Raw genomic sequence first — 24,611 nt, 5'->3', positions numbered from 1 at the left:
GTGCCGATCTTCAAACACTGCCTGTCCCTCGCATTCGCACTGGCGCTCGCACCGGGCTTCGCGTCTCTCGCGCAAGCGGCTGAACCTCTGCTGCTCGTCACCTCGCCCACCGCATTGCAGTCGGCCGAAAAATCCGGCGCGAGCTTCGCCCACTGGATCGGCGATGCGCCCGCGGCATCCGACGGCATCGCGACCAACCAGTCCTTGATGCGTTCCGCGGCATGGCAGTCCATCGCCACGCCGCTCGGCGAAAGCCTCGCGCGCATCCAGCGCGCGGACAAGCAGGCCGGCGTCGGCATCGCGCGCTATCCGCACCGGCTGTTCGACGCGCGCTGGCTCGCGAGCCCCGATGCCTTCTTCGAACTGGTCGGCGTGGCCAACCGCATGGATCGCCGGCCGTTTCTGAACGGCGCGTGCGGAGAGACGCGGCTCGTGTACCGGCTCGCCTACCGCACCGCCGCGATGCAGTCGCGCCTGCCGATGACCGTCAACGTCGAACTGCGCGGCGATGCGCCCGATGCGAACGGCAGTTGCGCCGCCGCCGCGCGAGTCTGGCAGCCGGCGCTGGCTTCGATGCAGGACGAAGCGCTCGGCCGATGGCTCGTGTCGCCCGACGGTCCGCTCGCGCCGCCGCGTCTCGCACCCGCGCGCATCGCGCAAATCACCACCAACCTGCAGAGCGTGCGCTGGCCTTCGGCGGTGCGGCCCGATCTCGGCGGCCATGCCGAATACATGCTGCGCGCCTTCCGCTGGAACGCTGGCGCGAAGCGCTTCGAGGTGGCACCGCTGGAGAACACGCCCGATGTCGCGCGTCTGAAGGCCAACGCGCCGTTGCGAAAGGAATTGCAGCAGTGGCTGCAGCAGCCCGCCAACCTGCGCGCACTGGACGAAGCCTCGGTGCAGATCCCGGACAAATTCCTCGCGACCGAATCGATATCGGTCGCACCGCGCGGCCTCGCGCGCCTAGCTAACCGGCCGTTCGCGCAGGTCTTCGCACCCGGCGATTGGCAAGCCGTGCCCGGCAGCCGCACGCTGCAATCGCCGCAGGCCGTGCTGCGCCGCCTCGACGATCTCGGCTGCGCAGGCTGCCACCAGAGCCGCGCGGTCGCGGGCTTTCACCTGCTGGGCATCGACCGGCGCGGCGCATCGCGCACCTTCACGACCGGCAATGCGCTCGCGCTGCCGCACTCGCCGCACCTGCAGGACGAACTGGCCCGCCGCGGCGCTTATGTGCACGCCGCGCTGTCGACACCGCAGCCCGATCCGTTCCGGCCGCTCGCCGAACCGGACGCCGCGCCCGCAGCGCCCGAGAAGGCCACGGTCGGCGCCAGCTGCGAGCCCGCGCGCATCACGCAGTCCGCCAACCCGTGGCTCGACCGCGCCGATAACCTGCCGCGCGTCGCCTGCGAAGGCGCGTCTTCCGTGTGCGAGAAAACCGCTGTCGGCTTCCCGGGTGGCATGTGCTCTGGGCCCTGCGATCCGCGCGACAGGAACGGCACCTGCGGCGGCATCGCCATCCTAAGCGACTTCAACCAGTGCCTCGCCGCGAACAAGCCCTTCGGCGAGTGCCTCGCCAAGCACACGCGCCCCGGCAACCTGCGCAGCTGCTCGGCGCAGCAGCCCTGCCGCGACGACTTCATCTGCGCGCAAGCCGAGGGCCAGCCCGAGGGGCGCGGCGCCTGCATTCCGCCCTACTTCCTCTTCCAGATGCGGGTGGACGGCCACTCCTGATTCATTCGTTCGATCACTCGTTCGAAGTCGGCCGCATCAAATACGCGCACACCGCCGCGATCACGCCCAGCACCGCGACATAGATGCCCACCGGCACGATGCTCGAATACTTCGCTACCAGCGTCGCCGCGATGATCGGCGCCAGCCCGCCGCCAATCGCCGCCGCGAACTGGATGCCGATCGAGATGCCCGAGTAGCGCAGCTCCGCCGGAAACTGCGCCGCATACAGGTTCGACTGCGGCGCGAACATCAACGCGTAGTTGATCGACAGCGCGATCACCATCGCCACCGTGTACGCCGTGAGCGAGCCGCTGCCGATCGCCTGGAACAACGGCACCGCCATCACGGCCAGCAGCAGCCCGCCGACCACATAGAGCCGCCGCGCGCCCACCTTGTCCGCGAGCCAGCCGCTGGCCGGAATGGTGAAGACCATCACGACCGAGCCCGCGATGAGCGCGTGCAGCGCATCGGCCCGCGAGAACCCGAGGCGGCTGGTCGCATACGAGATCGAGAACACCAGGATCGTGTAGATCAGCGTCACCTCCGCCAGCTTGCCGCCGATGGTCAGCAGCAAGGGCTTCCAGTGCGCCACGACGACCTCGCGCGCCGGCAGCACGGCCGTCTTCCGGTGCACCTTCACCTGCATGAACTCGGGCGACTCCTCCACCTTCATGCGGATGAAAACGCCCAGCACGATCAGCACCGCGCTCGCCAGAAACGGCAGCCGCCAGCCCCAGCTCAGGAAGCTCGCCTCGGGCAGTTGCGTCACCAGCGCGAACGCACCCGACGACAGCAGCACCCCGATGGGCGCACCCATCTGCGGCATGCTGCCCACCAGCGAGCGCCACTTGGGCGGCGCATGCTCCACGGCCATCAGCATCGCGCCGCCGAGCTCGCCACCGAACGACAGGCCCTGGCCGATGCGTAGCAGCACCAGCAGCACCGCGGCCCACATGCCGATCGATTCGTAAGTGGGCAGCAGGCCGATCAGCACGGTGCAGATGCCCATCATCAAGAGGCTCAGCGTGAGCATCGACTTTCGCCCCAGCCGGTCGCCGAAGTGCCCGAAGACGATGCCGCCCAGCGGCCGCGCCAGCATGCCGCTCGCGAAGGTGCCGAAGGCGGCCAGCGTGCCGACCGTGGGGTCGAAGTTCGGAAAGAAGAGCTTGTTGAACACCAGCGCCGCCGCGGTGCCGTAGGCGAGAAAGTCGAAGGCCTCGATGGCCGTGCCGACCATGGTGGCGGCGCCGATCTTCCACATGCTCTGGCGCTTCTTTTCCACGGCCGCGCCTTGCAGCGGAGAAGCGATGCTGCTCATGGCCGCTCCCCGGTGATCTGCCGCGCGAACATCGCGAAGCTCGCGTTCACGATGCTCCGCTGCAGCAGGAAGTCGTGCGACTCCTTCGCCAGCGCCGGGTCCACCAGCTTGAGCCGCCCGTACGCCGACTGCGCGATCAGCTGGTTGCGCGCCGCGCGCTCGATGAGCACCGACATGTAGAGCGATTCCTCGATGCTCCCCGTCGCCGCCAGGAAGCCGTGGTTGGCGAGCAGCACGCAGCGCTTGGGGCCGAGCGCGGCCGAGATGATCTCGCCCTCCACATCGGCGATCGGCAGGCCGGGCCACTCCGCGAGGAACGCGCAGTCGTCGAAGAACGGCGTGGCGTCCATGTGCGCGATCTGCAGCGGCTCGCCCGTCATCGAAAGGGCCGACACATAGGGCGGGTGCGTGTGCATCACGCAGTTCACATCGGGCCTTCGCTTGTAGACCCAGAGGTGAAAGCGCACCGCGGGGTTCGGCACGCCACGGCCTTCGAGCACGCGCAGCGAATCGTCGATGCGCATCACCGACTGCGGGCGGATCTCGCTGAAGGCATGCGCGAGCGGCGTGGTGAGAAAGGTGCCGTCGGCCTGCCGCACGGTGACCTGCCCGGCCAGCGTTTCGGAGTGCCCTTCCTTGGCCAGGATGCGGCAGCTGAGCGCGAGCTTCTCGGCCTCGCTCCAATCGCCGTAGCTGAGTCCGTCGAAGGACGGTGCGGGGTTGTCGTGGGTTGTCACGCTGTGGCTCCTGTGCATTGACGTGAAGGCCAATGTAAGAAGCAAGGCGCGGTTTGCTCTTGTGCGTGAGCGCACGCCGATTGACCCGGCGCGCCAACCGGGACGGCGCACTAGTGGAAAGTCTCGATCGTTGCGAGCCGGGCCGAGACCTAGACTGCGGTCGCTTGGCACGAAGCGTGCGGGCCAACCGCAGGAGCCCCACCATGCACCACGACACCGCATCCGACCTGAGCTTTGCACCGCGCTTTCGCCCGTTCTATCCGGGCGACGTGCAGGGCTACTCCAGCGCGCTCGACTCGCTCGTCTACCCGGGCGAACTGAGCGTGCAGGACAGCAACCCGCGCATGAGCCTGGAGGCCTGCCGCCTCGTGGGCGGCGGCTTCGCCATCAGCTTCACCTCGACACCGCTCGCGGTGCGCCATGACACCGCGTTCGCCTCGCCCAGCGGTACGGGCGACGTGCTCGCGATGATCGCCGTCGAGGGCGAAGGCACCATCGACCAGGGCGGCCGGCGCATGCCCTTTCGTGCGGGCGACATCACCTTTCGCACCACGCGCATGCCTTCGATGTGCACGCTCGAGACGCCCGGCAAGCTGGTGATGCTGCGCGTGCCGGCCGGGCGCTTCTTCGGCATCCATGCGGACCTGCACGAGCGCTTCGTGCCCACGCTCGCGAGGGCCGATTCGCGGCTGGCCGAGGCCGCGCGCACGCACATGGGCCATGTGTTCCCCGGCCCGGTGCAGGGCACGCCGGCGCTCGCCTATTTCTCGGAGCAGTCCTTCGTCTCGCTGCTGGCCGCGACGTATTGCGAATCGTGCGAGTCCATGGACGACGATGCCGCCGAGGGCAAGCGCCGCGAGCGCGACCGCTGGCAGCGGCTCGTGGCCTACATCGAGGCGCACCTGGGCGATGCGGAGCTGTCGGTCGATGCGGTCTCCAGGGAGTTGGGTATTTCCAAGCGGCTCACGCACCGCCTCTTCGAGATGCAGCGCACGCAGTACGGTGCGTACCTGAAGGCGCGCCGCCTCGAACGCGCGAAGGAAGAATTGGAGAACCGCAGGCTCGATCACCTGAGCGTTTCGGAGATCGCTTACCGCAACGGCTTCGGCGATGCGAGCCATTTCAGCCGCTGTTTCAGGAGCCACTTCGGAACACCACCGGGCGCCTACCGCAGATCGCCAGACTGAGCAGCTCGCGGGATCACCGAAAAATATCTCTTGCGATTAGATCGCATGCGATCTAATATCCGGCCCATGCCTTCCAAGCGCCCCGCCGCACGACCCGTTGCACCCGCCGAAGCCGCCAAGGCCAATCCCCTGGCGCTCGACGAGCAGCTCTGCTTCGCCGTGTACTCGACGATGCTCAGCCTCAACAAGGTATACCGCGGCCTGCTGCACGACCTGGACCTCACCTACCTGCAGTACCTGGTCATGCTGGTGCTGTGGGAGCGCGACGGCATCAACGTCTCCGAGATCTGCACGCGGCTCTCGCTGGAGACCACCACCCTCACCCCCTTGCTCAAGCGCCTCGAAGCGCGCGGCCTCGTGCAGCGCGTGCGCTCCGCATCGGACGAACGCCAGGTCATCGTGTCCCTCACCGCCGAAGGCCGCGCCCTGCACAAGAAGGCGCGCGCCCTGCCCGCCTGCGTGGCCGAAGCGATGGCACTGGAGCCCGGCGACATCGGCCGGCTCCGCGACGAACTGCTCGCCCTGCGCTCGAACCTCGACAGGAACGCGTGATGGCCCGCTGCATCCGCCCTCCTGTTTTTTCATGCCTTTTATATCGCATGCGATATTAATCCATACGATATAAATTTCTCCAGCCCATCTCCACCCCGTCACCGAAGGAACGCACCATGTCACACGCAAAGAACTTGACCGCTACCCCGACCCGCCGCAACCTGCTGCTCGGCAGCGCTTCCGTCGCAGCCGGCGCCCTCGTGGGCACCGGCTTCTCCACCGCGGCATCCGCCGCATCCACCGCTGCGCCGAAGGCCGGCGCGGCCTCTTCATTCAAAGGAAAGCAAGTCATGAGCAACACCATCGTCACCAAGGACGGCACCCAGCTCTACTTCAAGGACTGGGGCCCCAGCACCGGCCAGCCCGTCGTCTTCAGCCACGGCTGGCCGCTCAATTCCGACAGCTGGGAATCGCAGATGCTCTTCCTCTCCTCGCTGGGCTACCGCACCGTCGCGCACGACCGCCGCGGCCATGGGCGCTCGAGCCAGCCGTGGAACGGCAACGACATGGACACCTACGCCGACGACCTGGCCACCGTCATCGAGACGCTGGACCTGAAGAACATCGTCCTGGTCGGCTTCTCCACCGGCGGCGGCGAAGTGGCGCGCTACATCGGCCGCCATGGCACCCAGCGCGTGGCCAAGGCCGCGCTCATCTCGGCCGTGCCGCCGCTCATGCTCAAGACCGCGGCCAACCCCGGCGGCCTGCCCATCGAGGTGTTCGACGGCCTGCGCGCCGCGCAGCTGGCCAACCGCTCGCAGTTCTACAAGGACGTGCCCTCGGGCCCCTTCTTCGGCTTCAACCGCCCCGGCGCGAAGTCGTCGCAAGGCCTCATCGATTCGTGGTGGGCGCAGGGCATGATCGGCGGCCACAAGAACACCTACGACTCGATCAAGGCGTTCTCGGAAACCGACTTCACCGAAGACCTGAAGAAGTTCGACGTGCCCACGCTCATCGTGCACGGCGACGACGACCAGATCGTGCCGATCGGCGCCGCGGGCCTGGCCTCGGCCAAGCTGGTGAAGAACAACAAGCTCATCGTCTACCCGGGCGCACCGCACGGCCTGACCGACACGCACAAGGACAAGTTCAACGCCGACCTGCTGGCGTTCATCAAGTCCTGATCGAGTGAGCCGTCCGATGCGGCGTCAGGCGAGGTACCCACCGTCCGCGGTGAGCGCCGCGCCCGTCACGAAGCCCGCGTCGGGCCCGGCGAGATAGGCCACGAGGCTGGCGATCTCGCTGTCTTTCCCCATGCGCCCGAGCGCCATCAGCGCGCTCATGCGCTCGCCGATCACCGCTTCGGGCGCCATGTCGGTGGCGGTCGGCCCGGGCTGCACCACGTTCACCGTGATGCCGCGCGGGCCCAGGTCGCGCGCGAGGCCGCGCGTGAGCGAAGCCACCGCGCCCTTGGTCATGCTGTAGACCGACGAGCCCGCGAAGCCGCTCCTGTCCGCCGTCACGCTGCCGATGGTGATCACGCGGCCGCCCTCGCGCAGGTGCGGCACCGCGGCCTGCGTGGCGACGAACACGGCGCGCACGTTGACGGCCACCATGCGGTCGAAGTCGGCAAGGTCATAGGCGTCCACCGTGCCCGGAATCAGGATGCCGGCGCTGTTGACGAGGATGTCCAGCCGCCCGAATGCCTCGGCCGTTTGCGACACCGCCTGCTGTATCGCCTTCGGGTCGGCGCTGTCGGCCTGGATGGCCAGGGCCTTGCCGCCTTGCGATGCGATCTCGGCCGCGAGCGCCTTCGCCTTTTCTTCCGACGCCGCATAGGTGAACGCAACGGCCGCGCCATCCTTCGCCAGGCGGCGCACGATGGCCGCGCCGATGCCGCGAGAGCCGCCCGTGACCAGTGCGGCTTTGCCGCTCAATGTTCCAGTCATGATGTTTCGTCCTTTTTTAGCGGATCGTTCGATCCAGAATAGAGCCAAAAAATGCGCCCATAAGGGCGCTCCTTGATCTGCCCGCCCGCCGCCTATTTGAGGCTGCGAACCGCCACCTTCACCACGCCGCGCAGCGTCTCGGCCGAGGCACCGCCACGCGCCGCGATCTTCAGCCCCGAAAGCGTGGCCGACACGAACTGCGCGGCATCCCGCGTGTCCACCGCCTTGCCGATGTCGCCCGCCGCCTTCGCCTCGGCAATGCGCCGCTCGATGGCCGAGAGCAAGGTGCGCCCTGCCGTATCGGTGAGCAGCGACACCTCCGCATCCGAGCGGCCGAACTCGCAGATGGCGCCGATCCCCAGGCAGCCGGGCTCCGCATCGGTGCTCGGCTTGGCGGCCATCGCGTTGAGCATCGCCTCGATGCCCTTGAGCGGCGAACTCGCGCCATTGAGCACGCGGATCTGCTCGGCCACGCTGCCCGCGACGTAGTACTGCAGCGCCTCGAGGTAGAGCTTCCGCTTGTCCCCGAAGGTGTCGTACATGCTCTGGCGGCTGATGCCCATGGCCTTGAGCAGCACCTCGGTGGAGGTGCCGTCGTAGCCGAGGTCGGAGAACACAGGGATCGCGCCCTGCAGGGCGGTTTCACGGTCGAATGCTTTGGGTCGGGCCATGGGCACGGAGTATAGGAAATTCCGGACTGATGTGTCCTGAACTGCGCAATGCCCCCATTGACCCGCAGGCTCCTCTTAGTATTCGCCGGACAACATGAAGACCTGAGGAGCCCGCGTGGACATCTTCGAAAACGTCCTTCTCATGCTGGTGGCGGCCTGCCTGCTGCTGCAGCTCTCGCGCCGCCTCGCGCTGCCCTACCCGTCGCTGCTGGCGCTGGCCGGCGTCGGGCTGGGTGCGATGCCGTGGGTGCCGCACATCCAGTTCGATCCGCACCTGGCGCTCGCGCTCTTCATCGCGCCCGCGCTGCTCGACTCGGCCTTCGACACCTCGCCGCGCGAGCTGCGCCGCAACTGGATGCCGCTGGTCTCGCTGGTGCTGGTGGCGGTGCTCCTCACCACCGCCGTGGTGGCCTGGGCCGGCTGGGCCTTCGCGGGGCTGCCGATCGCCGCGGCCATCACGCTCGGCGCCATCGTCGCGCCGCCCGATGCGGTGGCCGCGGCGGCGGTGATGCAGCAGTTCCGCATTCCGCGGCGCACGCTCTCGCTCATCAACGGCGAGAGCCTGCTCAACGACGCGGTCGCGCTGCTGGTGTTCGGCGTGGCGGTGTCGGCCGCGGGCGCCGGGCATGCGCCCATCTCCAGCTCGCTGCCGATGCTGCTGGTCGCGGTGCCGGGCGGCGCGGTGGCCGGCCTCCTGCTCGGCAAGATCTACCTGCAGCTCGTGGGCCCGCTCTTCGCGGGCACGCGCTCGGCCATCATCTTCCAGTTCGTGATGACCTTCGCCGCGTGGATCGTGGCCGAGCGGCTGCACCTCTCGCCCATCATCTCGGTGGTCGCCTTCGGCATGAAGCTGGGGCAGTACGCACCCAGCCGCAGCGCGCCGCGCGACCGCGTGCAGTCGTATGCGGTGTGGGGCGCGGTGGTGTTCACGCTCAACGTGCTCGCGTTCTTTTTGATGGGGCTGCAGGCGCGCGGCATTCTGGATCGCCTCTCGGGCCCCGCGCTCGTGCATGCGCTGCAGTTCGCGGGCCTCGTGCTCGCGCTGGTCATCGCGGTGCGGGTGGCGTGGGTGATGTTCTACGGGGCGGTGATGCGCACGGTGAAGCACCGGCTGGGGTTGAAGCCCAAGGGCATCTCGATTCCTTCGAAGCGCATCGGCTTTCTGGTCGGCTGGTCGGGCATGCGCGGGCTGGTGACCATGGCCACGGCCTTCGCGCTGCCGGCGGATTTTCCGGGGCGCGACCTCATCGTGCTGAGCGCGTTCGCGGTGGTGCTCGGCACGCTGGTGATCCAGGGCTTCACCATCGGGCCGCTCATCCGGGCGCTGAAGATCGAGCCCGACGCATCGCAGGACAAGGAAGTTTCGCTCGCGCGCATCGCGATGATGGATGCGGCGCTCTCGGCACTCGAAGCCGAGCCCGGCGGCGAGGCCGGTGCCGTGCGCGACGAATACCGCGCCGCGCGGACCATCGCCGCCGACGAGCGCGAGCCGCAGGCCCGCACCGCGCACGACCGCCTGCGCGCCACGGCGATCCGCGCGCAGCGCCGGGCGCTCGAGGTGCTGCGCGAGAGCGGGGAGATCGAGGACGACACGTACCACCGGCTCGAGGAGGAGATGGACTGGGCGGAGCTCAATGCCATTCCGGCGAACGATGTGCGGTTGCAGAGCGTGTAGCGCCTGCGCGCTGCCTGCATTGCTCCCTCCCCCTCTGGGGGAGGGTTGGGGTGGGGGCACGACGGCCTCCAACGCATCGCAGCGCTTGATCGAACGCCGCTTGCCCCCACCCCTGCCCTCCCCCAGCGGGGGAGAGAGAAAGGCAATGCATCACGCCTCCTCGTACCACCTGTCCTTCGCCAGCATCACCCGGTGATGCCCATGCCCCGACGGCATCATCGGAAAGCAGTTCTCCTGCGCCGCCACCTGCACGTCGAGAAAGAACGGCCCTTCGCTCGCCAGGCACTCGGCCAGCGCGGCTTCGAGCTCGGCCGGGTCCGACACGCGACGCGCGCCCCATCCGAAGGCCTTCGCGAGCGCCACGAAATCCGGCAGCGCCTCGTTCCAGCTGTGGCTCAAGCGGTTGCCGTGGTTCAACTCCTGCCACTGCCGCACCATGCCCATGTAGCCGTTATTGCAGAGCACGAGCTTCACCGCAGCGCGATGCTGCACGGCCGTGGAGAGCTCCTGGATGTTCATGAGCACCGACGCGTCGCCGCTCACGCACACGCACAGCGCATCGGGGTGGCCGACCTGCGCGCCGATGGCCGCGGGCAGCCCGTAGCCCATCGTGCCCGCGCCGCCCGAGGTGAGCCAGTGCCGCGGGCTGTCGAAGCGCAGGTACTGCGCGGCCCACATCTGGTGCTGGCCCACGTCGGTCGAGACGATCGCGTCGCGCCCCGTGCTGCCGATGGCCTGCTGCAGCGACGTCATCAGCTGCTGCGGCAGGATGGCATCGGCGCGCGCTTCGAACTTCAGGCAGTCTTCGGCGCGCCAACGCTCGATGCGCGCCCACCACGGTGCGAGCCGCTCGGGCGCAAAACCCTCTTCGGGCAGCAGGGCCAGCACCGCATCGAGAATCGCCGCGCAGTCGCCCACCATCGGCACATCGACCTGCACGATCTTGTTGATGCTCGCCGGGTCGATGTCGATGTGGATCTTTCGCGCATGCGGGCAGAACTCGTCGAGCTTGCCGGTCACGCGGTCGTCGAAGCGCGCGCCGACGCACACCACGAGGTCGGCCTCGTGCATCGCGAGGTTGGCTTCCAGGTTGCCGTGCATGCCCAGCATGCCGATGAACTTCGCGTCCGATGCCGGGAAGGCGCCCAGCCCCATCAGCGTGAGCGTGCACGGCGCATGCAGGCGGTGCACCAGTTGCGTGAAGGCCTCGCACGCCGCGGGCCCCGAGTTGATGAGCCCGCCGCCGCCATAGAGCACCGGCCGCCGCGCGGTCGAGAGCAAATCGGCCGCGCGCTGCAGCATCGCCTTGGGCGGCAGCGCCGCGCGGCTGGTCCGCAGCGGACGAAGCGGCGTCGAAACGCCACCCAGGCGCATCAACTGGATGTCCTTCGGCACATCGAGCAGCACCGGCCCCGGCCGGCCCGTCGATGCGATCTCCAGCGCGCGGCGCACCAGCGCCGGCACGTCGTCGGCCGCGCGCACCTGCTGGTTCCACTTGGTCACCGGGCGCGACATGCCCAGCGCATCGCTCTCCTGGAAGGCCTGCGTGCCGATCACCGCCGTGGCCACCTGCCCGCTGATGCACAGCACCGGCACCGAATCGCTCATGGCATCGAGCAGCCCCGTGATCGTGTTGCCCACCCCCGGCCCCGAGGTGACCAGCACCACGCCGACCCGCCCCGTGCTGCGCGCATAGCCCTCGGCCGCATGCACCGCGGCCTGCTCGTGGCGCACCAGCACGTGGCGAAGGCGCGGCTCGCCGTGCAGCGCGTCGTACAGCGGCAGCGCCGCGCCGCCGGGGTAGCCGAAGATGGTGTCGACGCCGCACTCGACCAGCGTATCGAGCAGGGCCTCCGCGCCGTTGCGCACGCGGGGCGGCGCTTCAGGATGAAGGGACAGGGAAGACGTGAGGGGTAGAAGGTTTGGATCAAGCAATCTCATGCCGTCAATTCTTCCGCTTCTGAGGCAGAATTTGCTTCTTTCTTTTGGCTCTTTAGGTCCAATTTATGAAAACCAATCGGAAAACCGCCACTTCCGAAGAAGGATCTTTCGACAAGATCGACATGGCCATCCTCCGCGTGCTGCTGCTCGACTCGCGCAAGACCCTGCAGGAAATCGGCAACGAGGTGGGCCTCTCGCCCACCAGTTGCTGGACGCGCATCAAGAAGCTGGAGGCCCACGGCGTCATCAAGCGCTACACCGTCGCCATCGATCCGGCCAAGCTCGGCTATCACGATTCGGTGATCGTGCAGGTCACGCTGGAGAGCCACACCGACGAGACCCTCTACGACTTCGGCCGCGTGCTCGCCACCATTCCAGAGATCCAGGAGGCGTATCTCGTCTCGGGCGACTACGACTACTACATCCGCATCGCCGTGCGCGACACGCGCGACTACGAGCGGCTCCTGCGCGAAAAGCTCTACAAGATCCCCGGCATTCGCCACAGCAAATCGCACTTCGTGCTTCGGGTACTCAAGGAGACCAGCGTGCCCGTCATCTGAAGATGCGAACATCGCCTTGAACTGAACTCCCCCAAAGGATCTTCGGATGTTCGATTTCCTCAAGAAGAAAAAGCCGCCGGCTCCTGCGCCCGTCCAGACCGGTCCCGCCGTTCCCTTGCCTCTGGCCGGACGCGACGGCCACGTCGGCGCCATCGAGGCGGTGACGCTGGACGGCACGATGTATTTCTTCGGCTTCGACTTCGCGAGCGACCTGGTGCTCTCGCCGCTCATCGCCGACATCGACCTGGCCGCGCGCTTCGCGAGCCGGCACATGGCGCAGCGCGACGGCATGCACGACGAGGCCTACTGGCGCGAGCTCGCGGGCTACGCGGTCGAAGGCTCCGAGCTCGCATCAGAGCCCGAGAGCCGCGCGTTCAGCAGCACGGCGCTGGCCGATGCAGTCACGCGGCTTGCGCGCGTGCGCCGCGAAGGCACGGTCGAGCCCGGCTTCGCCATCGAATACCACCTGCGCTATCTGCTCGGCGCGGCGGGCGGATGGGAAGTGCCGGAAGAAGCAGGCGCCGAAGATGCGGACGAATGGATCGACGTCATCAGCGGCAACGAGCCGCTGGCCGAAGGCACGACGCTCGCTGGCATCGCCGAGCGCCTGCAGGCGCACCTGAACGCGCTGGTCGATACCGCGCCGGGGAACTGGTCCACGACGTTCGCGGTGCTGAAGGGCTGAGGGCTGAGGGCTGGCTTCGGTTGCGCTCGATACCTCAAAACCGTTCACGCTGAGCTTGTCGAAGCGCCGCGCAAGGCTTCGACAAGCTCAGCCCGAACGGTGTTGGCTCAACTCGAACGGTGTTGGCAAATCGACCTAGGTTGTGCCCGAAACGACATGCCGTTCACGCTGAACTTGTCGAAGCGCCCCGCGCTCAGAGCCGGATCAGCTCCACCCTTCGGTTCTTCGCCCGCCCCGCCTCGTTGTCGTTCGGCGCCACCGGCTCGGCCGCACCCGCGCCGCGCGTGGTGAAGCGGCGCGGGTCCACGCCCGCCTTCACCAGCACGCCGATCACCGCGACCGCGCGGCGCTTGGAGAGATCGTCGTTGTGCCTGGCCTCCCCTTGCGCATCGGTGTGCCCCACCACCGAGAGCTTCAGGGGCGGGTTGTTGCGCATGAGCTTGGTCATCTCGTCGAGCGTGGGCTGCGACTCGGGGCGGATCACGTCCTTGTCCAGGTCGAACAGGATGCCGTAGAGGTTGATGCGCCCCGTCTCGGCCAGGCTCTTCTGCATGGCCGAGGCATCGACGAACACGATCTTGTCGCCCTCCATCGCCTTGCTTTCGACCACGCGCACGAAGGCATGGTTGCCGACATCGGCGTTGTGCTCGGCCAGCGCGATGCTCGCGTACACGGTGCCCGTGGGGCCCGTCTTCTTCGCGAGCAGATAACGCCCGCTCACCGAAAAATAATTGCGCACATAGTCGCCGCCCTTGCCCAGCCGCGGCCACTCGGGGTCGTCGAAGGCCAGCGCAAAGTCGTAGGGCGTGTTGGTGTCCACGCTGTTGGGCCGCTTCTTGTAGCAGGAGGCGTTGGCCGTGCCGCAGGTGAAGAGCACCTCGAAGCCCTTGGCCTTGAGGCTCGACTCGTAGTTGCGCTGCACCTCCAGGGTCGAGCGGCCATCGGGCAGCTTGTAGTGATAGAGCGAGATCTTGCCCTCGAGCTTGAGCAGCTCGGGCTTGCCCCCGCCCCAGTTCTGGAACGGCTCCTTGATGAGGCCGACCTCGTCGAAGGCCATGACCTTGGTGCCGTCGAGCACCGCGCCTTCGTAGCGGCCGACGAGGGGGTGGTCTTTCTCAGGCGCGGCGGCGGAGGCGGCGAAGACGGCGAAGGCGGCCAGGCCCAGCGTGGCCGTGGCGGCGAAGAAGGCGAGCTTTTTCATCTGGGGCGTCGAGGAGAGCGGCAGTGCCCGGGATGCTAGGACGGCCCCCGGCCGTTGTGCATTCGACGGATGGCCTATGCCGTGGACAATCGCACCAGCGCCCTCCGAAACCCAATTCAAAGCCACGACCATGCCCCGCCTCGACGACCCCCTCCACGACGCCGAAATCGGCTCCCGCGACAGCACGCTCGACACCACCCGGATCGACGACGTGCGCATCGGCGCCGTTCGCCCCCTCATCACCCCCGCGCTGCTGCAGGAGCGCGTGCCCGTGCGCGACAACACGCTCGCGCTGGTCGAGGGCAGCCGCGCGGCCATTGCCGACGTGCTGCACGGCCGCGACGACCGCCTGGTGGTCGTGGTCGGCCCCTGCTCCATCCACGACCACGACCAGGCCATCGAATACGCGCAGCGCCTGAAGAAGGTGGCCGACTCGCTGCAGGACGATGTGCTCATCGTGATGCGCGCCTACTTCGAGAAACCGCGCACCACCGTCGGCTGGAAGGGCTACATCAACGACCCGCACCTGGACGGCAGCTTCGCGATCAACGAAGGCCTGGAGCGCGCGCGGCGCCTGCTGCTCGAACTCACCACGCTGGGCCTGCCGACCGGCACCGAGTTTCTCGACCTGCTGAGCCCGCAGTTCATCGCCGACCTCATCGCCTGGGGCGCCATTGGCGCGCGCACCACCGAGAGCCAGAGCCACCGGCAACTGGCCTCGGGCCTGAGCTGCCCGGTGGGCTTCAAGAACGGCACGGACGGCAGCGTCAAGGTGGCGGCCGACGCCATCCTCGCGGCCCGCGCGCCGCATGCCTTCATGGGCATGACCAAGATGGGCATGGCCGCGATCTTCGAGACCCGCGGCAACGACGACTGCCACGTCATCCTGCGCGGCGGCAAGGCGCCCAACTACTCGGCCGCGGATGTCGAATCCAGCTGCCAGGCGCTGCTCGCGAATGGCCTGCGGCCGCAGGTGATGATCGACGTGTCGCACGGCAACAGCAGCAAGCAGCACCAGCGCCAGATCGTGGTGGCCGAGGACGTGGCCGCGCAGATCGCGGGCGGCGAGCGGCGCATCACGGGCCTCATGATCGAGAGCCACCTCGAAGAGGGCCGGCAGGATCTGAAGCCCGGCGTGGCGCTCAAGCACGGCGTCTCGATCACGGATGCGTGCATCGGCTTCGCGCAGACCGTGCCGGTGCTCGAGGGACTGGCTTCTGCGGTCAAGACGCGGCGGCGGCTGACAAAGCGCCCGGCCTGAGGGCGCCTACTCTTTTTGCGAGGCACCGGTGCATGGGGTACGCGGGCCGCACGCAGGAGAGTCCCGGATGCCAGTGGCAAACAAAGCGATTCTGGAAAAGGCCAACGCGGCCATCGTCCAAGGCGACTACGAAGGGTTCCTCGCGCTCTGCACCGAGGACACGCAATGGACCTTCGTGGGCGAGCAAACGCTCAACGGCAAAGCGGCCGTTCGCCAGTGGATGGCGACCGCGTACAAGGCGCCGCCCAAGTTCGAGGTGCATCGCCTGATCGCGGAGGGCGACATCGTCGCGGCCTTCGGCGAGATCACGCTGAAGGATGAAGCGGGCAAGGACACGCGCCACGCTTACTGCGATGTGTGGCGCTTTCGCGAGGGCGCGATGGCTGAACTGCATGCGTTCGTCATCGAGGGGTCCTTGCAGGGCGAGGCTGCTGCGCAGAAACGCTGACCGCGGCGCCCTCTCAGCCCACCGGCGAATGGGCGCCCAGACTGGAAAACTCGTTCAGCAGGCCCGCCGGCCGATCGCACGAGTCAGGCTGGCGCAGAGATGGTTGCCCGACGTGGAACGCGTCAGGCGCTACGGCCTTGCACCCGCCGCGGGCGCCTCCGGCCAGCGCTGCGGCACACGGCGCAGGTTGTCCACCGAATAGCCCAGTTCCTTCAGGCGCGCCACCGCCATCTGGTAGGACGCCTCGGAGATCTGCGGCGTGCGCGCCATGATCCAGGCGTAGTCGCGATCGCTGCGGCCGATGATGGTCAGCTGGTAATCGCGGTCGATGTCGACGATCACGTATTCGGCCTTGATTGGCCAGACGAACTGCATGCCCCAGACCGCGTTGTTGGTTCCGGGCACCACAGTGCCGACGGGGTTCATCGTCTTGAGCTCGCCGTCGAACGCGCCTTCGCGGTAACGGAACCGAGTGGCGATCTTGCCGTCGGGCTGCAGCGTGTACGACTCGACCGCGTTGAAGGCGTTGCGCTCAGGCCGCGTGGGGATGTTCCCGATCACATACCAGTCGCCAGCGAAGCGCTGCAGGTCGACCTGCGGCACCGGCCGGATCGTGACGTTCGGCGACACGGCGCAGCCGGCGACAAACAGCGCCGTGAAGAAGGCCGCGGCAAGCAGGATGGTCGGCTTGGCGAATTGCGAAGGCGCACGTTTCATGGTGGCGGTTCCGGAAGTTCGCTGGCAAGGTACCGGCCACTGCGCGCCGGAGGCGTCGGACGGGGGCCTGCGGCCTTGCAAGCCTTCTCGCTTCAGGCCGAATACAAGCACAAGCACAAGCGCATCGCGGGCGGCGGCCGACACCCGCATTCAGCGCTTGGGATCGGAAGCCCCAGCCCCAGCCCCAGCCGCCTCCGGGTCCATCCAGAACGCCCCCCACAGGTGGTCGTCGGGGTCGGCGAGGTCCCGGCCATACATGAACCCCAGGTCCTGCACCGGGTTGACATCCGCCTTGCCGCCATGGGCTGTTGCGGCAAGGTTCATCGCGTCCACGGCGTCGCGGCTCTCCAGCGACAGCGACAGCATCACCCCCGCGGTTCCGGGCGCCGGCAGCGGTCGCTCGGTGAAGGTGCGCCACTTGTCGTGCGTCAGCAGCATCGCGTGGATGGCCTCGCTCCACACCATGCACGCCGAAGCGTCGTCGCTGAACTTCGGGTTGCGCCGGAAGCCCAGCGCCTCGTAGAAGGCGATCGAGGTCTGGAGGTCAGCAACGGGAAGGCTGACGAAGATCATCTTTGCCATGGATTTCCTTGGTCGAAGCGTTCGCAGTGGTGAGCGGGACACGGGCCAAGCTCAACGCTGCCTGCCCCCAACACTGTGTCCGGCCGGACCCTGTCCGACGCGCGCACAACCGCCCGCCGAATTCAATTCGCCGCGAAGCAGTACATCAGCCCCGCACTGCCACTCATCTTCAGTTGATCGACGCTGCACCCGCGCGTCCCATGCGAGGAGTTCCACGACGCATTGGCGACCGGATCGGGATTGGTCCCCTTGTGGTCGTGGTGGCCCACGATGGCGGAGCCGCCGTCGCTCTTGGTCCAGTTGCCGCACGTGGTGTCCTTGCCGGCCTCGGGCACGGCCAGGGTGCCGTCGGGGCGGGAGCCGGTGAGGATGTCGTGGCGGTTGACCGTGTCGCCGAAACCGGAGACGACCTCGCCCTTCTCGGTGAGCGAGGTGTCCTTGCCGACCTTGGCGTTGGCGCTGTGCAGGTCGGCCACGCCGGTGGCCACGACCACGCCCTTGGCGTTGGTCCACGGACCGGTGCCGATCCGGTCGCGCGCATTGACGGCCGGCTGCCCGTTCGCGGCGGTGGTGCTCAGGTAGGCGCGCCAATTCTTGCTGCCCGCCCCCGCGCTCGTGGCCAGCGACTGGCAGAAGCGGTCGGCGCCGGCGAGGCCGCCGAGGTCCCCGCCCTTGCCGGGGTTGGCGCTCGTGATGAAGAAGCTCATGGGCTTGCCGCCCGATGATGAACCCATGGCACCGCAACCGACGATCAGTGCGGCGGCGGCAACGGCGGCGGCGGCGCCCGCGGAAAGAATGAAGCGACTGGGCATCGGGAGGCTCCTGGCAGTGTGGTTTGGAGCCGGGAGGCTAACGCAGCGCAGCGCAAGCGGCAATCCGATCCGCCCCTATGCGGCGACCGCGCGGCTCACGCCCAGTTCTGCGCCACCCAGTTGCGCACCGCCGCTCACGCGGGCGTCTTTATGTAGTTCGGCGTCGCGCTTACCAGTTCGCCCACATTCTTGTAAATCGTCCAAACCGAACGACTGGTCTAGCGGTACGTCGCCGCGCGTGCAATCGCAGCCCAACTGGCGGTGGCGTCATCACTGCGCGAAAGGTGTCGTCGAGAGATCGGCTTCGACCGATGCAGCCCCCGCAAGGTGCGCAGACTGGTCGCAATACTCGATCAGGATCTCCGTGAGGACACGTATCTTCCGCGCGGGATGCTGGCCCGGCGGGCGGATGACATAGGCCCCCGCCGGTGGCGGCGGATGGCGCGTCATGACCGGCACCAGCGCCCCCGAGGCCAGCTGCTCATGGATGAGCGACTCGGGCAGGTAGGCGATGCCCAGGCCCGCCGTCGCGGCCGCGACCAGCGCCGTGCCGTTGTCGCTCTTGAAGCGCCCCTGCGGCCGCACCGTGATGACCTTGTCGCCGTCCGTGAGTTGCCAGGCCTCGGTGCCCTGCATGAGGGCCTGGTGCGCGGCGAACTCCTCCAGGGTCTCGGGCGACCCGTGCGCCTTGACGTAGCCAGGGCTCGCGACCAGCAGCCCACGCAGATGACCGATGCGCCTCGCGACGAGGCCGGAGTCCTGCAGATGGCCCACCCGGATCGCACAGTCGTAGCCCTCCGCGATGAGATCGACGAAGCGGTCGCTGTAGCAGGCCTGGACGTGAAGCAGCGGGTGGCGCCGCGCCATTTCCGCGAGGATCGGCGCAAAGTGCGTCAGCCCGAAAGAAAGCGGCACCGCCACACGCAAACGCCCGCGCAATTCGCCCGCGGGCAGGATCGCATCGCGGGCCGCGTCGATCTCGGCGCAGACCCTGGCCGCATGGTCCCGGAACGTGGCCCCGGCTTCCGTGAGCGCGGCCCCCCGGGTGGATCGCGAAAGCAGCTGGACACCCAGTTCCTTTTCAAGCCGCAACAGGCGGCGGCTGACGATCGACTTGGCCACGCCGAGCCGCAGCGCAGCGGCCGAAACCCCGCCGGCATCCGCAACTTCCACGAAGGTTTCCAGTTCTTCGATGTCCAACTTGGCGTTCCTTGTTTCGCGACACAGCTCGCCCCGAAATGGTACTACCGCATCGATTTAAGGAACAACACAATGCATTCAGGCAACGGCGCTTTAGGCGCATGTTCCCTGACGAAACCCAATCCCCTCCACGAGGGCAATCAAGGATGTATCAATGACTTTTCGAAATGGCCTCGCCTCGCTTCTTCGTCCCGAAGACTCCGTACTCGTTCTGATCGACCACCAGCCATTCCAGCTCGCGAACCTCAACAGCCACGACCCGCAGGCCGTGGTGAACAACACCACGGCGCTGGCAAAGGCCGCCAAGGCCTACCGCGTGCCGACCATCCTGACCACCGTGGTCGCCGAGCGCGGCGGCCTGCTCTTCCCGCAGATCACCGATGTGTTCCCGGGCCAGGAAGTGATCGACCGCACGCTCATCAACACCTGGCAGGACAAGAAGGTCGTGGACGCGGTCAAGGCGACGGGGCGGAAGCAACTGGTCATCGCAGGCCTGTACACCGAGATCTGCGTCGCAATGCCCGTGATCCAGGCCCTGGGCGAAGGCTGGGATGTGACGGTGATCACCGACGCGTGCGGCGCGGTCTCGACGGAGGCGCATCAGGTGGCCATCCAGCGCATGATCGCGGCCGGCGCGAACATGATGACGTGGCTCGCACTGGTGTCCGAATGGCAGCGCGACCACGCGCGGACCGAGCACACCGCCGAGTTCGTCGACATCCTCAAGCACCATGCGGCGGGCAGCGGCATCGCGTTTTTGTGGGAACAGCAGTTGCTCAACACGCCGGTGCCCGCCAACGCGGCATGACCTGAGCGGGGATGAGGAGGTCTCGACCTAACGTAGCGCGAAGGCCAAGGGCTTTCGGGACCTCCTCATTCCTCGCTGTCGCAAGGCCGCCATCAGCGATGCGCGCGCCTTCTCGCACCCTCCCCGCGCCCTCCCCGCACCCTTGCCCAATCAGGCCCAGTTCTGCTCCACCCAGTTGCGCACCGCCGCCCACTCGGCCGTCTTTATATAGTTCTGCGTCGCGCTTACCAGCTCGCCCACGTTCTTGTAATCGTCCAGCGCGAAGGGTTGGGTCAGCGGCACGTTGCCGCGCATGTAGTTGTTGCCCAGCAGTTGCTGCGCCTGGATCGCCGCCAGCTGCGCGGTCGCATCCATCGTGAGGTTGAGCAGCGCCGTCGCCGGCACCGGGCCATTGCTGAACGGCCACAGCCAGTGCGTGACGCCCCAGGCCAGCGGATCGGGCACCGAGGCCGGCGGCACGCCCACCGGGTTGGCGCCGGTGCCCAGCGACAGCATCACGATGTCCGACGTGCCGGTGGCATAGCCCTGGTAGATCGCTTCCACCACGGCCGTCATCGAGGGGTTGTTGGCGAAGGTGCCTCCATCGGCGAAGTAGCCGAAGCCGCCTACCTGGTACGGCGGAAAGTACGTCGGCGCGGCGGAGGTGGCGAGCGCCGCGTCCACCATGCTCACGTCGCGGTAGGTGTTGCTCCCGCCGTTGGAGAGCGTGCATGGCGCCCAGCTGTTGTCGCTCGCGTCCCACAGCCGCGCGGAGTTGACGGCCACGAAGCGGCTCGCCGACGACAGCGCGCCGGTGCCCACCAGCTGCTGCGCCACCTTCTGCAAGCCGGTGTTGACGTACTGGCTCTTGAAGATGCCCGGGCCGCTGCGCAGCAGCTCTTCGGTCGACTGCGCCGGGCGGCGGTCTTGCTGCTTGGCCTCGGCCTCCAGCAACCAGCCGTTGGGCTCGAAGATGGTGGCGCCCTGGTTCTCGTAGAGATCGACGATGGCGTCGATGCCCACGCCGCTCACCAGCCCCAGCGAGATCAGGCCGCCGGTGGAGGTGCCGGCGAAACCGTTCGCGCCCTTGACGATGCCGAAGCTGCGGTCCAGGTCCTGGATCAGCAGCGCGGTGATGACGCCGCGAATGCCGCCGCCGTCGCAGCAGAGAATCTTGAAAGACATGGCAGTGCTCCTTGCTTGAGTGAGTGAACGAGTGAACGAACGAGTGGATCGGTCGATGAATGGATGAGCCGCACTGTGGCGCTTCTTCGTGCGCCGATCCATTTCACGTCATTACAGGCACACCGCGGTTACCGGCTGCTGCGCGACGCGCCCAACCCCCAACCCCCAACCCCCAACCCCCAACTCACTACCAAGGCGCCACCCCGCACGCTACGCGGTGCGCGCCCGCTCTTGCGCCACAAGCGCCCGCGCCTGCAGCCTCATGGCCTCGTAGCGCTGCGACTTCTCCAGGCGCTTCGCTTCCGCGGACGCGCTGCTGCATTTCACCCGTCCGGCCCCTCGCCCCGTGAACTCGAACCATTGCGAAGCGGGGTCGCCGATGAAGCGCCGGCCGGTGTAGTGCAACACCACCTCCGGATGATCCGAACGGATGACGTCATCCGAAAGCCGCGCGCGCGGGTCGCTGGCCGGGAGCGGAATCTCCGAGCGCGCCACCGTCCCGCACGGGCCCCACCCCACGCCTTCGACGCCGGCCAGCGCCTCTTCCAGCAACGCGTATTCGTCCGTCGCGAGATAGCTCCTGTGCACGTTCAGCTTCTTGAGTTGACGCAGGTGAACCGCGGGGAGCAGCGCGGGATACGGCGCGCGGCATTTGACCTGCCACAGCGCCAGCACCTCCAGCTGCGCGAGCCCGCGAAGAAACTCGAAGTCCTCGATCGGCTGTTCCCAATCGGTGGTGCCGTGGATCGCAAGGTACTTGAGGCTGGTCGAGCCCGAGAGGCCGCTGAAGCTCGACACCCTGCGCAGGTTTTCCATGTGCACCGCGCGAAGGTTGGGCAGCGCGCCGAGCGGCGAGAGGTCGCTGAAGCCCGAGACGTACTCCAGCACGAGCTCTTGCAGCGCATGCATCGGGCGGATGAAATCGAGCGTCTTCGGCCGCGCATGCGTGATGCGCAGGCGCTGGACCGACGGGAGCGCGCCGATGGCCGCCAGCTGCTCTGCCGAGGGCTCATGCAGCGTGAGCTCGACGAGGTGGGGGAACGCGAGAACGCGCTGCCAGTTCGGGTCGTCCTTGCTGATCGTGAGGATGGTGACGTCGGCGCTCGCCTCGGGCACGTCGTCGATGCGATGGGCGTAGCGCTCCCGGTTGGGAACGATGGTCCAGTAGCTGCCCTCGCGGTCCAGAAAATCGCCGAAGTGGTGTCGCACGGTGCTGCCTCCCGGGGGGTGTCTGTGTTCGATTCGCTGCGGCTCGCGAACGCGCGCAATGCCGCTGATGCCGCTGCTCGGGGCTGAACCTGCGCGGCGAAAAAACCGGGTGATTCTGCCAGCGCGCAATGACGCGGAAATCTGTGCGCCCTCGCCTCGCAAACATTAGCAATTTGCAGCGATGAAGCGAAACCTGCGCGTTCCGAGAATTACTAGCGCATTCAGTTTCCCCGCACGCGCCGGCTCTCTCTAAAGTGGATGCCTCGTCACTCAACGACCCACACCGTGGGCAAGGAAGGCATCACACACAACACGCTTTGTCGGATGAACCGCTTCGCCTCGCGGCGGGCCATCGGTGCGATATGCATTCGATGAAAAAACGCGGGGCACAAAAGGCGACGGCCGGGGTGCTGACACACCCCGACCGTCTAACCACCTGACGTGCAATCTTTTAAATGGCACACATCAAAATGGCTAAGCAAATTATCGCCGGGCGTTCCACGCCCGCATCCCACGGCAACTCGACCACTCCCCCGGACGGGCCCAGCGCGGCGGATCTTCTTGAGAACAGGCTGACGCAGCTGAAATCGCTGCTGGCGTGCTGCTACGGCGACAGCATCGACTGGTTCGGCGACGTGGGGCCGAAGCATCTGGATAACGTGATCTGGCTGATTGCGGATCTGGTGGATGAGGCGGGGGAGTTGCATCAGCGGGCTGAGCGCGAGCGGGCCGGGCCAAACTGATTTCAGTAAACGCGGGCTGACAACGAAATGCGCAAGCGCCAGCGCATGCGACGCACTGTTAAATGCGCTCGGCGCCTCTCGAACTAGAAATCCTCGCACGCACGTCCTGTGCGCCTTGCGAATGCGCTTTGCGATGTCGCGCCGAAAGCACCCGAAAGCGCTGAGTTCCCCGAGCACGCGGCCATTCGGCTTGAGCCAACCCGCGCATCCGCTAGCCAATTAGCACTGTCGGTCGTTCAATCTAGGTCACGTTACTTTCAAGAATTCGAGGTCAACGCCCCGCCCGCGTGAGCAGACAATAGGACCGTTGAAAAAAGATCGATGATTCAAGGCGAAACAACACAACGCCTCAGCCCTAAATCCCTTTTGCTTTCCCGTCAATTAGGCCCAACCCAAACAGATCAACCATGACAACAAAACAAGATTTCTTCGTGAATCCAGATACTCGCTTAGCTATCAACCGGGCACTGACAGAAGTGGAGGCGATTGAAAAGCAAATCTCGGGCAATGACTTTTTTCAAGGGCTGGCCAACCAGGTTTCAATTTTCTTACGCATCCTCACAGGTGAAGCCAATGCAGCCGCATTCGATGACGCATGCCAATACTCAATCCAAAACGGCAAAGAAGCGTTTCTTGGCGCCTTGAAACCTAGAAGTGGAAATGAATTCGGAGATTGGCTAGAACGGCTTGCTATTCATTTATACCGACTATCACTGGAATTTGATCTCACTTATTCACCAGCCGATGAACTTCCCTCAGAGCTTAGCTCATTTAATGAGTTTATGAAGGCGACGGTTGAAAATTTTCTGCCGCAATACGCAAATCAAATTAAAAAACTGGAAGAACGCATTAGCCTTTTAGTTGCCAAATTTGTACTAAATGACCCAGATCTAAAAAATTTCAGGAACCTGCGGCAATACTCTGCAGAAATTGAGAGCAAATTTACGGACTGGGAAAAAATCCTGACAAACAGCACTCAAAAAGTCGATGTGCTTCAAAAAAATCTATCTCGCCATGAACAGGAGCTAAACTTTGTAGGGCTAGCCGACGGTTTTAAAAGCTTACTGAAGAAGAAAAACTCCCAGCTAAAGATACTCAGGGGTCTAATAGCTTTTTTTGGGATATTAGTCCTTGCCCCAATTGGATTTGAATTTCATCACATTACATCAAATAATATTAATATAATTTCACAATGGCCGATGCTGGCTGCAACGACTATTCCAGCAATTTCTTTAGTTTTGATATTTCTTTATTTCTTTAGAATTGTCATGCGCAATTCGGATTCAACTCGCTCCCAAATACTTCAACTTGAGTTGCGACTCACGCTGTGTCAGTTTGTAGAAAGCTATACAAAATTTGCCATAGAAGCGAGAAAAACCAACAACGAACTTCTGAATAAGTTTGATGCCATTATTTTTTCCAGCATTGTCGGTTCAGATGAAAAAATACCGCCAACCTTTGAGGGTGCGGAGCAGTTAATGAATCTTGTAAAAAATCTAGCCCCTAGCAAATAATCTGAA

The 24,611-nt window shown here is 66.0% G+C and carries 24 protein-coding genes; 12 read left to right on the top strand and 12 right to left on the bottom strand.

Annotated elements, in window-relative coordinates; translation table 11 throughout:
* On the top strand, positions 1–1,731 hold the full coding sequence (locus tag JC881_RS12945) for a hypothetical protein (RefSeq protein ID WP_198786108.1): 1,731 nt from the start codon (positions 1–3) through the stop codon (positions 1,729–1,731).
* Between the two features lie 13 nt (positions 1,732–1,744).
* Here JC881_RS12945 and JC881_RS12940 read toward each other — a convergent pair whose 3' ends face one another.
* Both JC881_RS12940 and JC881_RS12935 read right to left on the bottom strand, forming a co-directional pair.
* On the bottom strand, positions 1,745–3,049 hold the full coding sequence (locus JC881_RS12940; RefSeq protein ID WP_198786107.1) for an MFS transporter: 1,305 nt from the start codon (positions 3,047–3,049) through the stop codon (positions 1,745–1,747).
* Positions 3,046–3,786 carry an aldolase gene (locus JC881_RS12935; RefSeq protein WP_332875238.1) on the bottom strand — a complete coding sequence of 247 codons (741 nt, stop codon included), beginning with the start codon at positions 3,784–3,786 and terminating at the stop codon, positions 3,046–3,048. The genes JC881_RS12940 and JC881_RS12935 overlap by 4 nt, the downstream gene beginning before the upstream one ends.
* A 203-nt stretch (positions 3,787–3,989) precedes the next feature.
* Between JC881_RS12935 and JC881_RS12930 the strand changes: the two genes are divergently transcribed.
* The 3 genes from JC881_RS12930 to JC881_RS12920 all read left to right on the top strand — a co-directional run bounded on the left by JC881_RS12930 (position 3,990) and on the right by JC881_RS12920 (position 6,649).
* Complete coding sequence (locus JC881_RS12930; RefSeq protein ID WP_198786105.1) at positions 3,990–4,973, top strand: helix-turn-helix domain-containing protein; 984 nt, start codon at positions 3,990–3,992, stop codon at positions 4,971–4,973.
* Positions 4,974–5,039: 66 nt separating this feature from the next.
* A complete protein-coding gene (locus JC881_RS12925; protein ID WP_198786104.1) occupies positions 5,040–5,525 on the top strand; it encodes a MarR family winged helix-turn-helix transcriptional regulator in 486 nt (161 codons plus the stop codon).
* 116 nt (positions 5,526–5,641) lie between these two features.
* Complete coding sequence (locus JC881_RS12920; protein ID WP_198786103.1) at positions 5,642–6,649, top strand: alpha/beta fold hydrolase; 1,008 nt, start codon at positions 5,642–5,644, stop codon at positions 6,647–6,649.
* 24 nt (positions 6,650–6,673) lie between these two features.
* On the opposite strand, the gene JC881_RS12915 is transcribed toward JC881_RS12920, so the two are convergent.
* Complete coding sequence (locus tag JC881_RS12915) at positions 6,674–7,414, bottom strand: 3-oxoacyl-ACP reductase family protein (protein ID WP_198786102.1); 741 nt, start codon at positions 7,412–7,414, stop codon at positions 6,674–6,676.
* A gap of 92 nt (positions 7,415–7,506) precedes the next feature.
* A complete protein-coding gene (locus JC881_RS12910; protein ID WP_198786101.1) occupies positions 7,507–8,085 on the bottom strand; it encodes a TetR/AcrR family transcriptional regulator in 579 nt (192 codons plus the stop codon).
* Positions 8,086–8,200: 115 nt separating this feature from the next.
* On the opposite strand from JC881_RS12910, the gene JC881_RS12905 reads away from it, so the two are divergent.
* Positions 8,201–9,760 carry a cation:proton antiporter gene (locus JC881_RS12905; RefSeq protein WP_198786100.1) on the top strand — a complete coding sequence of 520 codons (1,560 nt, stop codon included), beginning with the start codon at positions 8,201–8,203 and terminating at the stop codon, positions 9,758–9,760.
* A 150-nt stretch (positions 9,761–9,910) separates the two neighbouring features.
* Here the strand turns inward: JC881_RS12905 and ilvB are convergent, their stop codons facing one another.
* Positions 9,911–11,701, bottom strand: coding sequence for a biosynthetic-type acetolactate synthase large subunit (ilvB, locus tag JC881_RS12900; protein ID WP_198786099.1), 1,791 nt, complete (start codon positions 11,699–11,701; stop codon positions 9,911–9,913).
* A 122-nt stretch (positions 11,702–11,823) separates the two neighbouring features.
* On the opposite strand from ilvB, the gene JC881_RS12895 reads away from it, so the two are divergent.
* Both JC881_RS12895 and JC881_RS12890 read left to right on the top strand, forming a co-directional pair.
* Entirely contained in the window at positions 11,824–12,261 is a 438-nt protein-coding gene (locus JC881_RS12895; protein WP_443083345.1) for an Lrp/AsnC family transcriptional regulator, read from the top strand.
* Between the two features lie 46 nt (positions 12,262–12,307).
* Positions 12,308–12,946 (top strand): hypothetical protein, encoded by a 639-nt coding sequence (locus JC881_RS12890; RefSeq protein WP_198786097.1) that lies wholly within the window; start codon positions 12,308–12,310, stop codon positions 12,944–12,946.
* 193 nt (positions 12,947–13,139) lie between these two features.
* On the opposite strand, the gene JC881_RS12885 is transcribed toward JC881_RS12890, so the two are convergent.
* The gene (locus JC881_RS12885) at positions 13,140–14,147 is read right to left on the bottom strand and encodes an OmpA family protein (RefSeq protein WP_198786096.1); all 1,008 of its coding nucleotides are present in this window, start codon (positions 14,145–14,147) and stop codon (positions 13,140–13,142) included.
* 130 nt (positions 14,148–14,277) lie between these two features.
* Between JC881_RS12885 and JC881_RS12880 the strand changes: the two genes are divergently transcribed.
* Together JC881_RS12880 and JC881_RS12875 are read left to right on the top strand one after the other, a co-directional pair.
* A complete protein-coding gene (locus tag JC881_RS12880) occupies positions 14,278–15,408 on the top strand; it encodes a 3-deoxy-7-phosphoheptulonate synthase (protein ID WP_233101744.1) in 1,131 nt (376 codons plus the stop codon).
* A gap of 67 nt (positions 15,409–15,475) precedes the next feature.
* Complete coding sequence (locus JC881_RS12875) at positions 15,476–15,856, top strand: nuclear transport factor 2 family protein (protein WP_198786095.1); 381 nt, start codon at positions 15,476–15,478, stop codon at positions 15,854–15,856.
* Positions 15,857–15,985: 129 nt separating this feature from the next.
* Here JC881_RS12875 and JC881_RS12870 read toward each other — a convergent pair whose 3' ends face one another.
* The 4 genes from JC881_RS12870 to JC881_RS12855 form a co-directional block, all read right to left on the bottom strand.
* Positions 15,986–16,573, bottom strand: coding sequence for a lipocalin family protein (locus JC881_RS12870; protein ID WP_198786094.1), 588 nt, complete (start codon positions 16,571–16,573; stop codon positions 15,986–15,988).
* 150 nt (positions 16,574–16,723) lie between these two features.
* Positions 16,724–17,155, bottom strand: a complete 432-nt coding sequence (locus tag JC881_RS12865; RefSeq protein WP_198786093.1) for a VOC family protein — start codon at positions 17,153–17,155, stop codon at positions 16,724–16,726.
* 122 nt (positions 17,156–17,277) lie between these two features.
* The gene (locus tag JC881_RS12860; RefSeq protein WP_198786092.1) at positions 17,278–17,967 is read right to left on the bottom strand and encodes a hypothetical protein; all 690 of its coding nucleotides are present in this window, start codon (positions 17,965–17,967) and stop codon (positions 17,278–17,280) included.
* Between the two features lie 270 nt (positions 17,968–18,237).
* Entirely contained in the window at positions 18,238–19,167 is a 930-nt protein-coding gene (locus JC881_RS12855) for a LysR family transcriptional regulator (protein ID WP_198786091.1), read from the bottom strand.
* Between the two features lie 154 nt (positions 19,168–19,321).
* On the opposite strand from JC881_RS12855, the gene JC881_RS12850 reads away from it, so the two are divergent.
* The gene (locus JC881_RS12850) at positions 19,322–19,975 is read left to right on the top strand and encodes a hydrolase (protein WP_198786090.1); all 654 of its coding nucleotides are present in this window, start codon (positions 19,322–19,324) and stop codon (positions 19,973–19,975) included.
* A gap of 150 nt (positions 19,976–20,125) precedes the next feature.
* Here JC881_RS12850 and JC881_RS12845 read toward each other — a convergent pair whose 3' ends face one another.
* Together JC881_RS12845 and JC881_RS12840 are read right to left on the bottom strand one after the other, a co-directional pair.
* Positions 20,126–21,139 carry a patatin-like phospholipase family protein gene (locus JC881_RS12845; protein WP_198786089.1) on the bottom strand — a complete coding sequence of 338 codons (1,014 nt, stop codon included), beginning with the start codon at positions 21,137–21,139 and terminating at the stop codon, positions 20,126–20,128.
* A gap of 210 nt (positions 21,140–21,349) precedes the next feature.
* Positions 21,350–22,348, bottom strand: coding sequence for a hypothetical protein (locus tag JC881_RS12840; protein ID WP_198786088.1), 999 nt, complete (start codon positions 22,346–22,348; stop codon positions 21,350–21,352).
* A 455-nt stretch (positions 22,349–22,803) separates the two neighbouring features.
* Here JC881_RS12840 and JC881_RS12835 point away from each other — a divergent pair, with 455 nt between their 5' ends.
* Both JC881_RS12835 and JC881_RS12830 read left to right on the top strand, forming a co-directional pair.
* Positions 22,804–23,091, top strand: a complete 288-nt coding sequence (locus JC881_RS12835; protein WP_233101743.1) for a DUF3295 domain-containing protein — start codon at positions 22,804–22,806, stop codon at positions 23,089–23,091.
* A 407-nt stretch (positions 23,092–23,498) separates the two neighbouring features.
* The gene (locus tag JC881_RS12830) at positions 23,499–24,605 is read left to right on the top strand and encodes a hypothetical protein (protein WP_198786087.1); all 1,107 of its coding nucleotides are present in this window, start codon (positions 23,499–23,501) and stop codon (positions 24,603–24,605) included.
* Positions 24,606–24,611 lie beyond the last annotated feature (6 nt).

The organism is Variovorax sp. IB41, from assembly GCF_016405905.1.
Taxonomy (GTDB): domain Bacteria; phylum Pseudomonadota; class Gammaproteobacteria; order Burkholderiales; family Burkholderiaceae_C; genus Variovorax.
This window is presented reverse-complemented; position numbering and strand designations above follow the sequence as displayed.